This window comes from Streptomyces sp. NPDC052109, assembly GCF_040680195.1.
Lineage (GTDB): Bacteria > Actinomycetota > Actinomycetes > Streptomycetales > Streptomycetaceae > Streptomyces.
Genome location: NZ_JBFAWF010000016.1, coordinates 89159 through 103938 on the forward strand (window position 1 = coordinate 89159; position 14780 = coordinate 103938).

Consider the following 14780-nt stretch of genomic DNA (forward strand, 5'->3'; position numbering starts at 1 on the left):
GTGACGCCGGCAGCGGCGCGAGTAGAAGGCTGACGCTGTCAAGAAGCTCGCCAAGTCCGGGCCACGTGGAAGCCCGCGAAGGATCCCGACTATGCGGTCATGAAGGCCCCGCATCGGGCACCTCTACGCCGTCGCCGACGGCGAAGTCCTGCCCCGAGCCGGGCGAACCCGAGCTCGTGTTCTGCCCGGACGATTCGGACCGCTCAACCGCCAGACGCATCCGGGCCGCCTGTGGGTCGAACGCAGCGGTGAGGGCAAGGACTTCGATCTCCAACCCGACCTGCTCGAGCGCTTCCCCCGCGCCGACCCGAGCCGATCACGCTCGGCCGGCGGCACCGGCCTCGGACTCGCGATCGTTGCCGCTGTGGTGAAAGCCCACCGCGGCCGGGTCGAGGTGACCAGCAGCCGCCCCGGCAACACGGCCTTCCACGTCCGCTTGCCAGAGGCGGAACTGAGTAGCTGTTGTCCTTCCGGGCTTGAGGGCTGCGTTTCCGCTGGTCAGGCATAGGAGCGGTGATCTCGTGGAGGCTGCGGGTGCCGGAAACCCCATCCATGCTCTGTGACCTGCAGATTGTCGCGAAAGGCCAGTGATGGCCGGATGGGCGTGTCAGGTTGGTTGGTGGATCGTGCTGTTGCGACTGCCCTACCTCGCCGTGTCGAGCGTGTTCGCCTTCATCCGGCTGCTGTCGATGAGGGATGTGGACAAAGACATCGAGATCTTGACACTACGCCACCAATTGGGTGGCCTGCAGCGGCAGATCGACAGGCCGCGTCACCGGGCGGACCGCGTTTTCCTGGCCGGGCTCCTCCACCGGCTCCCCAAACCGAAGCTGCGGCAGCTGCACCTGATCGTCTCGCCGGAGACGGTTCGGGCTTCCAGGCGGGCCTTCTCCGCCTCGAGGCTCTCGATCTCCTTGTCCCTCGGGTTCGCGTTCGGCCTCCTGGCCGGGGCGGCGAGCGCGTCCAGGGCACCCCTGTCCCGCTGCCGCCGCCACGTCGTGATCAGCGACGAGTACGGGCCCTCTTGTCGCCGGGTCCGGCGGCGGGCTGACGGGCTTGGCCTGTGCGCCGGCCGTTCGGCGGGGAGACCTGCGCTCGTGGGCGTGGCTGGTGCCGTGGGAAGCCCCGCCGAACTGCGGTGCTCAGGCCCGCTGGTCCGTCGCGCAGCCGTTGAGAATGAGGTCGAGGAGGCGTTGGGCCTGCTGGCGTTGTTCGGGCTTTCCCGAGGCCAGGGCGACGCCCGTGAGGGCGAGGAACATGTCGGCCGCGCCGATGTCCGACCGGATGGTGCCGGCGGCGGACCCGGCGTTCAGGAGTGAGGTGAGGGCGGTCATCATCAACTTGCGGCTGTGGCCGCGGGCGTTGAAGCCACAGTCGACGACGGTTCGCAAGGTGTCGGCCATCCCCAGTCTGGCGCTGGCATAGTCGATGAAGCGGCCCATCCAGACGCGGAGTGCCTCGTGCGGAGGCAGGGTCGCCAGGAGTTCGGGGACGGAGTCGCACAGCTGGCTCAGTTCGCTGCGGTAGGCGGCCTCGATGAGGACTTCGCGGGTCGGGAAGTTCCGGTAGAGAGTGCCGGTTCCCACGCCCGCTTCCTCGGCGATGCGATGGAGGCGCGCGTCCAGTCCCTGTTCTGCGAAGACGCGTATCGCGGTGGAGAGGATCTTCTCTCGATTGCGCCGTGCGTCGGCCCGAAGGGGGCGTCCGGTGTCTGAGGTCATGGGATGGCTCTTTCGTCGTGCACGTGTGCGAATGCCGGACGCCCTGATCGCGGCCGTCAGGCGAGGGTTCCTGTGGTATGGACGATCTCCCCTCCCACCACGGTGAGCTCGGAGTAGAGCCCGGGGATACGGTCCTCCGGCACGGCGAAGCAGTCCTCGCTGAGAACCGCGAAGTCGGCATGCGTGCCGGGTCTCAGACGCCCGCGTGTGTTTTCCTCGTGGCTGAGCCAGGCGCTGCCCGTGGTGTAACACTCCAGGGCGCGCTCCCGGGACATCCGGTGGCGAGCGGCGCGTCGCGGTATGCCGTCCGCGGAGTTTCCCGTGATCAGCCACCACAACGACAACCAGGGGTTGTGGGAGGAGGCGCGGGTGGCGTCGGTCCCGGCCGCCAGGGGAATTCCGGCGGCGATCATGTCCGCGATGGGCGGTGTTGCGGTCATCGAACCGTCGCCCCAGGCCGCCTCCGAAAAGCCGGCCTTGAAGACCTGGTGGTCGTCCAGCACCACACCCGCACCCAACGCGCCGAGCCGGCGCAGGTTGCCCGCGCTGATGCGGTCGGCGTGGGACAGCGAGAACCGCAGCCCTCGCAGCGGGATGCGCTCGTTCACCGCTTCCCAGCAGGTCAGGATCCTGTCGATGGACTCGTCGAGCACCGCGTGGATGTTCATCGGCCAGCCCTGTTCGGCGGCGCGGTAGGAGATCCGCTGGAGCTCCTCGGCGGCGGCGTCCGAGATCGAGAACTCCTCGAGCCCTTCGAAGTCGTGGCAGCCGTAGTGCACCACCTCACCGATGCCCGCGAAGCGCAGCATCGGGTCGCCGAACCGGGGCGGGGTGTGCCGCATCCACTCCTCGAGTTGCTTGTATTCCTGCCCGGGGTCCGCCGCGGACAGGAACAGCCGCATCCGCATCGACAGACCGCCGTCGCGCCAGAGCGCGAACAGCGGCTCGTACCGCTGCGGCGGCATGCCGAACCCGCCGGCGTCGACGATTCCGGTCAGCCCGAGGGCGTGCAGGTCGGCCAGCATCGCCGCGGTGGAGCGTCGTTCCCTCTCCGGCGTGACGGGTGGAATGGCGCCCAGGACGCGGTTGAACGCGCCCATGCCGAACACCCTGCCGGTGAGCTCGCCGGTCACCGGGTCGCGCTCGAGGTGACCGCCGTCGGGATCGGGGGTGGCCGCGTGGATGCCGGCCGCGTGGAGCGCCGCCGAGTTGAGCACTGCCACCTCGTACAGCGCCTGCACGTACACCGGGTGGTCCGGAGCGAGTGCGTCCAACTCGGCGCGCGTGGGCTCGCGCAATTCGGCGAACTGGCAGGGGTGCCACCCGCCGACGACCCGGACCCATTCCCCGGGACGCGCCGTCTCGACTGCGGCGCGAAGCCTGGCGAGCGCCGTCGGCAGGTCGGGTACGTCCGTCCAGCGCAGTTCGCTCGCCCAGGTCGCGCCGCCGCGCACGGCGTGCATGTGGCCGTCGATCAGGCCGGGAATCACGCGGCGGCCACGCAGGTCGACCGTGGCCGACCGGCTGCCGGACAAGGCGCGGATCTCCGCGTCGCTGCCGTACGCCACCACCCTGCCGTTGCGCACGGCCAGTGCGGTCGGTTCGGGTCCCTCCTGTCGGACACCGCCCGGCCAGACCAGCCCGTTGAGGAAGATCTGATCGGCGGGAGCGGTGTCGGGTGATGTGTCCATGAAAACACCTCGTCATTGTCGATCGCGCGTCGCCCGGGTACGGGTCAGGCGCGAGGCCGGGCCGCCGATGCGGCCGTGGAGCGGGGGCCGGACCAGGACTCCAGAAGGCGGTCCCGGGAACTGCGGGCGCGTCCTCGTACAGCCCGCAGGTCGTGCCCGGATATCCGTCCGCCCTGCTTGACCACCCGGCCTGCGATCAGCACGCTGTCGACGTTCTCGTTGTCGGCGAGGGTGATGGCCGCGGAGACGCTGTTCACGGGCGACAGGTTCGGCCGGTCGGTGTCGAGCAGGATGATGTCGGCCTGCTTGCCGGGGGTCAGCGACCCGATCCTGCTTTCCAGCCCGAGGGTGCGCGCGCCTTCGATCGTGGCCATCCGGACCACGTCCCGGGTGCTGATCGTCAGCTCCGGCAGCGTCTCGTCGCGGGAGAGCGCGGCATGGTGCTGCCAGCCGCGCTCGGCTTCGAGCGTGCCGCGCATTTCGGCGAAGAGGCTGCCCCCCACTCCGGAGACCACGTCGATGCTCAGGCTCGGCACCACCCCCGCCGCGCACAGCCGCCCGGTCGCCGGATAACCGTGCCCCATCTGCATCTCCACACGTGGCGAGATCGAGGCATGTCCCCCGGTGTCGGCGATCAGCCGCAGTTCGGCGTCGGTGCAGGTGTTGCAGTGGACGTAAATCAGATCGGGGCCCAGCAGACCGCGTCGGTGCAGTTCCGTGATCGACCGCTGCTTGCCCAGCGCGCCGACGCCCACGTGCATCGAGGCGCGGATGCCCAGTTCACGGGCCAGTGCGAGATCGGACAGCGTGTCCTCGACCGGCCCGAACTCCGGACCCATGCTGGCCAGCGCGAACGTGACCAGTCCGCCGCCGGAGGAGAAGTAGCGCTCCGCCACCCTTGTCACGTCACGGGCGTACCAGTCGGCGGGCGGCCCTCCGGGGTTGCCGTAACCGAACACCGCCCGGATGCCGGAGTCGACGAGTCCGCGTACGGCCTCGTCGGCGTGATCCGGGCTGCGCATGATGTGGGCCCAGTCCATGACGGTGGTGACACCGGCATCGATGGCCTCCATCGCACCGAGCAGTGCGGCCACGTACACGTCGTCCGGGGAGAACCTCGGCCCCAGTTCCAGCAGCATGTGGTCGATGTACTGGCCGAGGGTCCAGTCCGCCGCGAGCTGCCGCAGCGCGGCCTGCCACAGATGCCGGTGGGTGTCGATCAGCCCCGGCAGGACGATCCGGTCGGTGGCGTCGATGATGTGCGCATCCGTCGCCGGGATGTGCTCGGCCACGGCCACGATCGTGTCGTCTTCCACCAGCACGTCACCGCGGGGCAGTTCCCCGATGTCGGGATCGACGCTGTAGATCGTGCCACCCTTGATGAGCGTTCTATGAGTCATCGTTGACCTTTTTCGTTACTCGGACGGCCGTGTCGTCAGCGCCAGATACGGGTGTCGGACGGCACGTCACCGATGGTGAGCACCGTGCCGGCGGTGGCGATTTCGAAGGCGTCCGGGACGAGGTCGGCGACGGCCTTCTTGAGCGGGAATCCGCTGCAGTGCATGGGAGCGACCAGCCGCGGCTCGTAGGCGGCGAGCGCCTTGGCGGTGTTGTCGATCCGGTTGGCGCTGATGCCGGGGTGTCCGGTGTGGAATCCGCCGAGGACGCCGTAGAGCGTGTCGGTGCCGGTGAGGTCCCGCATGTGTTCGATCGAGCTGACGACCCCGCGGTGTCCGCACGGGTCGATGACGATCAGCCCGTGACCCTCGACGTCGATGCCGAGGACCTGGTGGTCGTTGATGTTGTCCGCCTCGACGCGGCCGTCGGCGTGGACGCACAGCCGTCCGGCGGGGGCTTCGAACTCGAAGTCCGCGGTGGTCCGCATCTCGCCCGAGGTGAGCAGGCCAGGGCCGAGCGGGATGGAGTTCCGTGCCTCCATCAGGTGGCCGCCCGATGCCCGGATTCCCTCCCGCGTCAGCCCGATGTTGATCATCGGCAGGGTGGTGTGCGGCTTGACGATCATCCGCGGGTCGAACGCGTCGGGATGTGCGATCACCGGGGTCGGATGGCCGATCGCCTCGAGTACTCCGTTGATGCCGCCGAAGTGGTCGGGATGGCCGTGGCTGAGCACCACCGCCTCCACCTCGTGCAGGTCCACGCCGAGGTGGTGCGCGTTGTGCAGCACGACGTCGGCGGTCAGCCCGGCGTCGAAGAGGATCGTCGTCGAGCTGCCCTCGGTGAACGTCTCCACGAGGAAGCACAACCCGTTCTCGGCGAGCAGTTCGCCGTACCGCGAATTGAAGTGCTGATCCATGTTGTAGCGGCGTACGCGGGGGGTCGACGGCAGAAGGATGTCGATGAAGTTCTCGTCGAGAACGGTGATACGGGCGCCGGCGCAGCGCGTCATGGTGTCGCCTTTCTCAGTGGTCGTGGACGGCCTCAGGGAACGATGACGACGCGGCCGGAAACCTGTTCCGCCACCGCCGTGTAGGCCTTGTGTCCCTCATCGAGGCCGAACTGGTGCGCGACCGGCAGTGGCCGGAACTCGCCGCGCTCGAAGTAGGGGGTGAGAACGGCCAGACGCTCGGCCGACTCCGTGACGTCGAGCTTGCGGCTGTCCGCACCCAGCATCCGGACCTCGCGGTGGTAGAAGTCCGGCAGGTTGATCTCCACCGTGGGTGTGCCGACCGCGCTGATGACCACCAGCCTGCCCTGCTGGGCCAGCGAGGCGAGGGCCGCGGCGGTGGTGACGCCGCCGACTGCGTCGTAGACGGCCTCGGCTCCCCGGCCGCCGGTGTGCGCGAGCAGGGCATCGGCCACGGCGTCCGCGTCGGGGGTGAAGGGAACGAACGCGTCGATGATCTCCGCTGCCGGGGTGCCGTCGGCCGGGGGAACCCGGTCGACGCCGAGCACCCGGGCCCCGCGTGCCCGCGCGATCTGGGCGACGGCGCCGCCCACCCCGCCGGAAATGCCGAAGACGACGACGGTCTCACCCCGGCTCAGGTGCGCGATCTCGACGGCACCGAGCCAGCCGATCACGAAGTTGACGCCGACCGCCGAGGCCTCCTCGAAGCTCAGTGCTGCCGGCTTGCGGGCGAGTGCGGTGACCGGCACACGGATGTACTCCGCGTGCGAGCCGTCCAGGGTGAAGCCGACGTCGCCGCCGGTGCCCCACACCTCCACGCCGCGCCACTGCGGTGGGCCGTCGACGACGATGCCGGCGAAGTCGCGGCCGGGCACGCGGGGCAGCACCGTGCCCTCCATGATGCCGGCGACGTTCTTCAGGTCGGAGGGGTTGACCGAGGCTGCCCGGACGGCGACCACGGCCGTGCCGTCGGTGGCCAGGGGATCGGGCAGTTCGGCGACCCGCAGGACGTCGGGGCCTCCGAACCGGTCGAAGCGTAGTGCGCGCACGCAGGTGTCCTTTCTGGGCTGATGGTCAGCGGGTGGTACGTCCGGTGCGGTGTGGTCACCCCCGAGCCGGGGCGAGGGTGAAGGTCCACTCGACGGTCTGGAAGGGCTCGGACATCACGGTGCCGTGCGGCGCGGTCTCGCCGGCCTCGTGCTGGACGAAGTCGGCGACCAGCGAGCGCTTGGCGCCGAAGACGGCGTCCCGCTCCAGGTACGGATCGTCGCCGCGGAACAGCATGGTGACCAGCGGTTCGTAGCCTTCGGCGTGGAGCCGGAAGTGGATGTGTTCCGGCCGCATCGGCGAGCGCCCGGCGGCGCGGAGGATCTCGCCGCAGGGTCCGTCGGTCGGGACCGGGTAGTACCGCGGCACGATCGAGCGGTACCAGAACCGTCCGTCGTCGTCCGTGTCCAGTAGCGCCCGCATGGCGGGCTCGCCGTGCAGCTTGTCCGCCTGCTGCACGTCGTAGAAACCCTCACTGTCGCTGTGCCAGGTGTCCACGTCCGCGCCGACCACCGGCCGCCCGTCCGGGTCCACCACCGCCCCGCTGAAGAACAGCGGCATGCCTGCGACACCGCCGGAGATGTCGGCGCCGTTCTCCGCGCGTGGCCGGCCTTCCACATAGAACGGGCCGAGCAGGGTGGAGTCGGTGGCAGAGCCGTTGCCGTGGTTGATCTGGTCGACCAGGACACTGAGCCCCAGAATGTCCGAGAGCAGCACGAACTCCTGCCGGTTCGGACTGGAGATGCGCCCGACCCGCTCCAGGAAGTCGACCGCGGTGAACCATTCCTCACCGGTGAGTCGGACCTCGCGAGCGAAGTCGTGCAGATGCTGGACGAGCGTCACGAAGACCTCGCGCATGCGCTCGTTCGTGCACTCCTCAAAGGTCTGCTGAACGGCCGCTGTGATCGTTTCTTCGGTCAGATCGATGGACATCGCTCGACTCCCTTCTGTCCTCGTCCTTGCCGGAAAGCATCAGACGAGAGGCTTCATCTCGTCTAGCGAAAGCTTTAGATGGTCAACATCTCGATGTGAGATACTCGGAGGATGGAGCTACGTCAGCTGGAGTACTTTGTCGCTGTCGCCGAGGAACGCAGCTTCTCTCGGGGCGCCGAGCGGGCCCATGTCGTGCAGTCGGCAGTGTCGACGGCCATCGCCAAGCTCGAACGCGAGCTCGATATGCAGCTTCTCGACCGGGCCGGGCGCCGGATCACGCTGACCCCCGCCGGTGCCGCATTCCTCACCGAGGCCCGCAGCACCCTGGCCGCAGCCCGGCGCGCGAGGAATTCGGTGGCCCAGTACCGGGAGCAGCTCGGCGGCAGCGTCGACCTCGGCATCCTGATGTCCTCCGGGCCGCTCGACCTGCCCGCTGCGCTGGGCCGCTTCCACACCCGCTATCCTCTGGTGTCGATTCGGCTGCACCAGGGCGTCACCGGCACAGCCGCGCACCTCGCCGCCGTCGTGGACGGTTCTCTCGACCTCGCCCTGGTCGCGGCCACCACGGCATCGAGGCAGGTCACCCTTCGACCGGTCGCCCGCGACCCCATGGTCCTGCTCTGCCGACCGGACCACCGGCTCGGCGACCGCAGCCAGATCCACGTGGCGGACCTTGCCGAGGAAACGGTCGTGCGCTTCGCCGCAGGCTGGGGTATCCGCCTCGAGACCGACGAGGCCTTCGCCGCCGCAGGCATCGCCCCGGACGCCCCCTACGAGGTGGCCGACTACGACACCGCCGCCGGTCTCGTCCGCAATGGGCTCGGCATCAGCCTGATGCCCGCCACGCCGGCCAGTCACTACACGGACCTCCGCGCCGTTCCCATCAGTCCCACCATCACGTGGACGCTGTCGCTGGCCACCACGGCGGAACTCCCCATGTCTCCCGCGGCGGTGGCGATGGCCGACACCCTGCTCGAGGCGTGCCCGCCTTCCTGATGGCCGAGGGGCCGTTCCGTGAGGGTGTCGCCGCCACCGGCATGCGGGGGTGAGGCCTCGCGGCGCTGCGAGTCCGGCGGCCGGCGAGGTCGGGGCGGGAATTCGTCGGCGACCGGTGACCGGTGCCGTCGCTCATCGCCCGGCGCGGCCTGGATCTCGCCGAGCGCGGTCCCACCGCGTTCGGCGGCGCCGGCACCAAAAGCGTCCCCCTGGCCCCGTCGGCTCATCGCCGCTCGCCCCGGCCGACTACCCCTCCTGACCGGCACTTTCCTCGGCCGGTCCCTGTGCGGTGGTGGGCGCCTCGCGGAACAGCAGCCGAACCGGGATCGCCGGCAGCCGGCAGCACTTGGCGAGGGTCGGCGAGAAGCACGCCACCGGGAGCGAGCCGGCGAAAACCAGGGCCATCAGGAGGCTGCGGCGGACCGCCTCCCTCAGCCGCGCGGGCGCAGCATGCGACGCCGCCAGCGCGGGCCTGGCCAGGAGGCGCAGATACATCCCGCAGAGGAGGGCGATGCTCAGGACAATCGCCGCCGCATGGAAGGCGGTTGCCGTCGCCGTGCCGCCGTACTCGCTGATCAGCCGCGTCAGGAACGGGAGCGCGGCCACGACCGCGAGGAGGGCGAATTGAAGTTCTCCCCCTCCCTTCGCAAGCTCAGGAAGGGGATTCCCGTCTTGAGGTGCTCCCTGGCCTGAAGAGTCCAGGGATTCCGGCCTGGGTCGTCTGACCCTTCCGGGGGCTTCCTGCTTCAATGCGCTGTGCCAGGACCTTCACCCTGGTCTGACCGGCGCTCCACGAGGCGTTTAGCGTCTCCGCCCGTCCGGCGGTGACGATACGGCGTCCTTCGAGGAGGACGTTGCGTGCTGCGTTGTGGTCGCGGTCGTGCGAGGTGCCGCACTCGCCGCACGTCCACTCCCTGACGTGCAGAGGCTTGGGTCCGTCCCGGAATCCGCAGGCCGAGCAGACCTGCTGGGAGGCGTCCGGGTAGGCCCGGAAGGTGTAGCGGAGCTGCACAACGAGCCTGCCTACGACGGGCCTTATGGATGGGCAGAACGACTACAGGCATGGTAGGCACGTTGTTTCGGCGATGCATGTGCACTTGGTCTTCGTGACGAAATACCAGCGCGGAGTCTTCAACGACGAGATGCTGACACTCTGCGAAGAGATCATGCGCAAGGTCTGCGAGGACTTCGGGGCGGAGCTGAAGGAGTTCGACGGCGAACGCGATCACGTCCACCTGTTGGTGCACTATCCGCCGCACGGTGATCGAGCCCGAGTATCTGGAGGCGGCCACGGCCGTGGCCCACAAGCACGCTTGGGAGCACCGGTGGGCTCGGTGCTGCTCGGTTCGCGGGAATTCGTCGGCGAGGCCCGGCGGTGGAGGAACGTTCTGGGCGGCGGCTTGCGGCAGGCGGGAGTGCTGGCTGCGGCCGCGTCGTACGCGCTGGACCACCACGTCGAGCGGTTGGCCGAGGGCCACGCGAACGCCGGCCTGTTCGCCGAGGCCCTCGACGGCGTGCCGGGGCCGGAGATCGCCGCGGCACGCACCAACATGGTGTTCGCACGGGCCATGGCGGGCGTCACGCCGCAGGACCTGGTGGGGCGGCTGGCGGCAGGGTGTGCTGTGCACGGGCGGACCGCAGTTCCGGTTCGTGTTCCACCTCGACGTCTCGCGGGAGGATGCGGAGCGCGCGGCGATCAGCGGGGCAGCCATGCGCGCGGCTGCATTGCCGCGAGATTGCTGGAGTCGGGTCGCGCCCAGTGACGTACCGTTGCGCGCGGTCCGGCTCGTGCTGCAATCGGTGAGCATTGTGAAGGTCGCCGCATTGAGAGAATTCGCTGCTGAATGCGTTCGCTTTCTTCTATTGGACCCCTGGCTGCTGCTCAACGACGCTGGGTTGTGCCGACGTCGTCGCAGGCCCGTAGCTCAGGTGTCGGCCGGCATCAGTTCCGCCTGAAAGTCGAAAGAGGTCTCGAGCACATGCACACTCGCCGAATCGGTGACACCGAGGTCAGCGCGATCGGCCTGGGCGGCATGCCCATGTCGATCGAGGGCCGCCCGGATGAGGCACGCTCCCTCGCCACTGTTCACGCCGCGCTCGACGCCGGTGTGACGCTGATCGACACCGCCGATGCCTACCACCGGGACGCCGGTGAAGTCGGTCACAACGAAACCCTGATCGCCAAGGCTCTCGCCCGCCACGCGCTGGGTGCGCAGGTCCTCGTCGCCACGAAGGGCGGCCACCTGCGCCCCGGAGACGGCAGCTGGACGCTGGACGGCTCCCCCAAGCACATCAAGGAGGCCTGTGAAGCCTCCCTGCGCCGCCTTGGTGTGGAGGCTATCGGGCTCTACCAGTTCCACCGTCCGGACCCCAAGATTCCCTACGCGGAGTCGGTCGGTGCGGTGCGGGAGCTCCTCGACGAGGGCAAGATCCGCATGGCCGGTATCTCCAACGCCAACCCGGAGCAAATCCGGCAGGCCGACGAGATCCTCGGCGGCCGCCTGGTCTCCGTCCAGAACCAGTTCTCGCCTGCCTTCCGTTCCAGCGAGCCGGAGCTTCGGCTGTGTGACGAACTCGGCATCGCGTTCTTGCCGTGGAGTCCTCTGGGCGGCATTTCCCGTGCGCGCGAACTCGGTTCGGCTTACGCACCGTTCGCGCGGGTCGCCGAGGCTCACCGGGTCAGCCCACAGCAGGTCTGTCTGGCCTGGATGCTCGCCAAGTCGCCGGTCGTCGTTCCGATCCCCGGCGCGAGTCGACCGGAGACCATCCGCGACTCGGCAGCGTCTGCGGACCTGAAGCTGACGGACGAGGAAATCGCCGAGCTGGACAGCGTGTGACACGGTGCAGCTTGCGCTTGACGCCGGCCACCGAGTCGGCGTCGCACGAGGGCTCCAGGGATTGCGCACGTACCCGTCGGGATGACGACGCGGAGTGGGCCATGGCGGCCCGCGGGGGCCACTGCCTCGGCCGCATGGTCGTTGCCGCGCGCCATCTCGTCGGCAGCACGACGCCCCTGGCGCAAGCGGAGCTGATCGCCGAGTTCCACGGGGCGGCGGAGCCGACAGCGGCGATCATCTTGCGCGCAGATGGACTCCCGGCCCTATGCATGAAGGAGCGCACACGTGAGCGCAGCACCCGTACGTTTTGGCATCGTGGGCAGTGGCTGGCGCGCTGCGTTCCTCGCACGGCTGGCCCGGGCGCTGCCGGAACGGCTGACAGTGGCCGGCGTGGTAACGCGCTCGGCCGCACGGGCCGCGCAGGTTGAGGCCGCGTGGGGGGTACCCGCCTTCCGCGCGGTCGGCGAACTGTGCAGCAGGGGGCCGGAGTTCGTGGTCACGTCGGTGCCGTGGGACGTCACGCCCGAGGTCGTACGAGAACTCGTGGAGCGCGAGGTACCGGTCCTCGCCGAAACGCCGCCGGCACCCGACGTCGTCGGGCTGCGGGAGTTGTGGGGCGCCGTCGGGGGCGCGACACGCGTCGGCGGCGGTGCACTCGTCCAAGTCGCTGAGCAGTACCCGCTCATGCCGGGCCACGCCGCTCGTATCGCACTCGTGAGGCAGGGCCTGATCGGCGAGGTCACGTCGGTCCAGGTGTCCTCGACACACATGTACCACGCGATCTCGCTGATCCGGCACACGCTGGACGTCGGTTCCGGGCCCGCGACGGTGACGGCCCGGGCCTTCACCGCCCCGCTCGCCGACCCGCTGTCCCCCCGCGGCTGGTCGGACGACCTGACGCCCAAGGACGCCGTCACCACCCTCGCCTTCCTCGACTTCGGCGCGGCCCGCACAGGCCTGTACGACTTCACGGACAACCAGTGGTGGAATCCACTGCGAGCCCGCCGCGTCGTGGTGCGCGGCTCACTCGGCGAGATCGTGGACGACACCGTGGTGCGGATGGCCGATCCACGTAGCCCCATGGAGTCCCCTCTGATGCGGCGCCGCACCGGCACGGATCTCAACCTGGAAGGCGCCGAGGTGCACCACATCTCCTTCGACGGACGGGTGGTGTGGCGCAACGACTATCTGGGCGCGAGCCTGTCCGAGGACGATCTCGCGGTAGTGGACCTGCTGTGCCGTACGGGCACATGGGTGCGCGACGCCGGCCCGGAACCGTATCCGCTGGCCGAGGGCTGCCAGGACCATCTGCTGGCGATGTCGATCCAGGAATCGGCTCGGACGGGGGCGCCGGTGACGACGGCGGTGGAAGCATGGGCGGCCCGCTGACACCGCCGGCCCGCTGAGCGCGCCCGACGCTGAGCGGCCGACAAGCTGATCCCTGCTAGGGCCCGCCCCGGCCCTCGCCGCAGGCTCCCTCGACGGCCTCGACACACACCGCCGGACTCACCGGCCTCCACCCGCCGTACACATGCGCGCCACCACCGGCTCCACCTGCTCCCCAACGAGCCGCCACCGCCCGATGTCACACGTCCCATCGCTGCCGCCACTGCACCGGTGCGCGTTCAGACATACCTCCTCGTGCCCCCTCACCTGCAAAGACGGCGTGACAGAGGTCACCGACATGTGCTGATCAATCTTGGAATGCGAGGCCTTGTCCCGCTGCTGCCCTCAGGGGGCTTGCCTCGTTCTGGGGTTGCGCAGGGCCGGCCACGGGTCCGGAGAGGACCCCGGGCACGCCTTCCTCCATCCGTCCCCGGACCGCTGTCTCGAAAGGTTCCCCTACGCCATGCCATTGGCTCTGCTGGCCCTGGCTGTCGTCGCGTTCGGCGTCGGCACGACCGAGTTCGCCACGATGGGGCTGCTGCCCCAGATCGCTGACGGGATCGGCGTGTCCGTGCCGCACGCCGGCAACCTCGTCTCGGCTTACGCGCTCGGCGTCGTCGTCGGCGCCCCCGTGCTGACGGGCATCGGTGCGCGCGTATCCCACAAGCGGCTGCTGCTGCTCCTGTCCGGGCTGTTCGTGGTCGGCAACACCGCGTCCGCGCTCGCCCCCGACTTCGGCCTGCTCTTTGCCGCTCGCTTCCTGGCAGGTTTGCCGCACGGAGCACTGTTCGGCGTAGGCGCCGTCGTCGCCTCCCGGCTGGTTGCCCCCGAACGGGCGGCACGTGCCGTCTCGAGGATGTTCCTCGGACTCACCATTGCGAACATCGTCGGTGTACCGGCCGGCACGGCCCTCGGCCAGCAGCTGGGCTGGCGGTCCGCCTACTACGCGGTCGCCGTCATCGGCCTCGTCGCCCTTGCCTCGCTGGCCTTCTTCATTCCTCACCAGCCTCGCGGCCGGCAGTCCGGCATCCGGCACGAGCTGCGGGCGATGGGCAACAAGCAGGTGGCGATCGGCCTGGCCACGGCCGTTGTCGGGTTCGGTGGCTTCTTCGCCGTCTACAGCTACCTCGTGCCAATGCTGACGCACCTGACGGGCATCTCCGACTCCTCGACCACCCTGGTCCTCGCGCTCTACGGCGTCGGCATGACCCTCGGCACTCTGATGGCGGGGCCACTCACGGACCGCGCTCTGCGGCCGACGCTGTACGCGGGTCTTGCTCTGCTCGCCGCAGCGCTGGTGACGTTCTACTTCACCGTCCGCAGCACCGTGCCCGCGCTAGTGACGATCACCTTCATCGGCGCGCTGGGTGCCCTCATCACCACGCCCGTCCAGATGCTGCTCATGGCCAAGGCGCGGAACGCTCCGACGATGGCGGCGGCCTCCAACCACTCCGCCTTCAATCTTGCCAACGCGGGCGGCGCCTGGCTCGGCGGCCTGGTCATCTCGGCGGGCTGGGGCTGGGCCTCGCCCAACCTGATCGGCGCGGCTCTCGCCATGGCCGGTCTCGGCCTCGCCTTCACGGGCGGCCTCATGGACCGGGGCAGTCGTCGCTCCGAGGTGGTCGCTTCGTCCGGCGCGGAAGCCGGACACGTCACCGCAGCCCAACGCATGGGCGCACCTGCTCCCTCCCCCCAGCCTCCGGCGGCCCTCGGGGATCGGGGGTAGCGCCCGGACCCCGATGGCCTGCTGGGGCCGGCCCTACCTGAGAGGGCAGTAAGCGAGTCTTCTACCGTTTTGGTTTAG

The 14780-nt window shown here is 69.4% G+C and carries 14 protein-coding genes and 2 pseudogenes; 7 read left to right on the top strand and 9 right to left on the bottom strand.

Going from position 1 to position 14780, the window contains the following annotated elements; all coding sequences use genetic code 11:
- Window positions 1–97 precede the first annotated feature (97 nt).
- Window positions 98–274 carry a hypothetical protein gene (locus AB0L59_RS28230; protein WP_365588988.1) on the bottom strand — a complete coding sequence of 59 codons (177 nt, stop codon included), beginning with the start codon at window positions 272–274 and terminating at the stop codon, window positions 98–100.
- Between AB0L59_RS28230 and AB0L59_RS28235 the strand changes: the two are divergent.
- Window positions 266–508 (top strand): annotated as a pseudogene (locus AB0L59_RS28235) (ATP-binding protein); the annotation flags it as partial. The gene AB0L59_RS28230 and the pseudogene AB0L59_RS28235 overlap by 9 nt on opposite strands.
- 634 nt (window positions 509–1142) lie before the next feature.
- Here AB0L59_RS28235 and AB0L59_RS28240 read toward each other — a convergent pair.
- From AB0L59_RS28240 to AB0L59_RS28265, 6 genes are read right to left on the bottom strand one after another with little or no spacing between them, the layout of a single operon-like run.
- Entirely contained in the window at window positions 1143–1721 is a 579-nt protein-coding gene (locus tag AB0L59_RS28240; RefSeq protein WP_365588991.1) for a helix-turn-helix domain-containing protein, read from the bottom strand.
- A gap of 56 nt (window positions 1722–1777) precedes the next feature.
- Window positions 1778–3412, bottom strand: coding sequence for an amidohydrolase (locus AB0L59_RS28245; protein ID WP_365588994.1), 1635 nt, complete (start codon window positions 3410–3412; stop codon window positions 1778–1780).
- Window positions 3413–3456: 44 nt separating this feature from the next.
- Window positions 3457–4812, bottom strand: coding sequence for an amidohydrolase family protein (locus tag AB0L59_RS28250; protein ID WP_365588997.1), 1356 nt, complete (start codon window positions 4810–4812; stop codon window positions 3457–3459).
- Between the two features lie 35 nt (window positions 4813–4847).
- A complete protein-coding gene (locus tag AB0L59_RS28255; RefSeq protein WP_365589000.1) occupies window positions 4848–5819 on the bottom strand; it encodes an MBL fold metallo-hydrolase in 972 nt (323 codons plus the stop codon).
- Between the two features lie 32 nt (window positions 5820–5851).
- Window positions 5852–6826 (bottom strand): zinc-binding alcohol dehydrogenase family protein, encoded by a 975-nt coding sequence (locus AB0L59_RS28260; RefSeq protein WP_365589003.1) that lies wholly within the window; start codon window positions 6824–6826, stop codon window positions 5852–5854.
- A 55-nt stretch (window positions 6827–6881) separates the two neighbouring features.
- Window positions 6882–7757 carry a dioxygenase gene (locus AB0L59_RS28265; RefSeq protein ID WP_365589004.1) on the bottom strand — a complete coding sequence of 292 codons (876 nt, stop codon included), beginning with the start codon at window positions 7755–7757 and terminating at the stop codon, window positions 6882–6884.
- Window positions 7758–7868: 111 nt separating this feature from the next.
- Between AB0L59_RS28265 and AB0L59_RS28270 the strand changes: the two genes are divergently transcribed.
- Window positions 7869–8753: a LysR family transcriptional regulator gene (locus AB0L59_RS28270; RefSeq protein ID WP_365589007.1), complete on the top strand. Its 885-nt coding sequence runs from the start codon at window positions 7869–7871 to the stop codon at window positions 8751–8753.
- Between the two features lie 246 nt (window positions 8754–8999).
- Here the strand turns inward: AB0L59_RS28270 and AB0L59_RS28275 are convergent, their stop codons facing one another.
- Together AB0L59_RS28275 and AB0L59_RS28280 are read right to left on the bottom strand one after the other, a co-directional pair.
- Window positions 9000–9359 carry a hypothetical protein gene (locus AB0L59_RS28275; protein WP_365589009.1) on the bottom strand — a complete coding sequence of 120 codons (360 nt, stop codon included), beginning with the start codon at window positions 9357–9359 and terminating at the stop codon, window positions 9000–9002.
- A gap of 46 nt (window positions 9360–9405) precedes the next feature.
- On the bottom strand, window positions 9406–9765 hold the full coding sequence (locus AB0L59_RS28280) for a zinc ribbon domain-containing protein (protein ID WP_365589012.1): 360 nt from the start codon (window positions 9763–9765) through the stop codon (window positions 9406–9408).
- A 25-nt stretch (window positions 9766–9790) separates the two neighbouring features.
- On the opposite strand from AB0L59_RS28280, the pseudogene tnpA reads away from it, so the two are divergent.
- From tnpA to AB0L59_RS28305, 5 genes and pseudogenes are all read left to right on the top strand, one after another.
- Window positions 9791–10009 (top strand): annotated as a pseudogene (gene tnpA, locus AB0L59_RS28285) (IS200/IS605 family transposase); the annotation flags it as partial.
- 78 nt (window positions 10010–10087) lie between these two features.
- The gene (locus AB0L59_RS28290) at window positions 10088–10516 is read left to right on the top strand and encodes a beta-eliminating lyase-related protein (RefSeq protein ID WP_365589212.1); all 429 of its coding nucleotides are present in this window, start codon (window positions 10088–10090) and stop codon (window positions 10514–10516) included.
- 216 nt (window positions 10517–10732) lie between these two features.
- Window positions 10733–11590: an aldo/keto reductase gene (locus AB0L59_RS28295; protein WP_365589215.1), complete on the top strand. Its 858-nt coding sequence runs from the start codon at window positions 10733–10735 to the stop codon at window positions 11588–11590.
- 285 nt (window positions 11591–11875) lie between these two features.
- Window positions 11876–12979, top strand: coding sequence for a Gfo/Idh/MocA family oxidoreductase (locus tag AB0L59_RS28300; protein ID WP_365589015.1), 1104 nt, complete (start codon window positions 11876–11878; stop codon window positions 12977–12979).
- A gap of 460 nt (window positions 12980–13439) precedes the next feature.
- Window positions 13440–14702: an MFS transporter gene (locus AB0L59_RS28305; RefSeq protein WP_365589017.1), complete on the top strand. Its 1263-nt coding sequence runs from the start codon at window positions 13440–13442 to the stop codon at window positions 14700–14702.
- Window positions 14703–14780: the final 78 nt, after the last annotated feature.

Bases quoted from the DNA above. Each gene is read 5' to 3' on its own strand.
- AB0L59_RS28265 (WP_365589004.1), bottom strand. From the start codon at position 7,757: ATGTCCATCGATCTGACCGAAGAAACGATCACAGCGGCCGTTCAGCAG.
- AB0L59_RS28245 (WP_365588994.1), bottom strand. From the start codon at position 3,412: ATGGACACATCACCCGACACCGCTCCCGCCGATCAGATCTTCCTCAAC.
- AB0L59_RS28250 (WP_365588997.1), bottom strand. From the start codon at position 4,812: ATGACTCATAGAACGCTCATCAAGGGTGGCACGATCTACAGCGTCGAT.
- AB0L59_RS28255 (WP_365589000.1), bottom strand. From the start codon at position 5,819: ATGACGCGCTGCGCCGGCGCCCGTATCACCGTTCTCGACGAGAACTTC.
- AB0L59_RS28270 (WP_365589007.1), top strand. From the start codon at position 7,869: ATGGAGCTACGTCAGCTGGAGTACTTTGTCGCTGTCGCCGAGGAACGC.
- AB0L59_RS28305 (WP_365589017.1), top strand. From the start codon at position 13,440: ATGCCATTGGCTCTGCTGGCCCTGGCTGTCGTCGCGTTCGGCGTCGGC.
- AB0L59_RS28240 (WP_365588991.1), bottom strand. From the start codon at position 1,721: ATGACCTCAGACACCGGACGCCCCCTTCGGGCCGACGCACGGCGCAAT.
- AB0L59_RS28295 (WP_365589215.1), top strand. From the start codon at position 10,733: ATGCACACTCGCCGAATCGGTGACACCGAGGTCAGCGCGATCGGCCTG.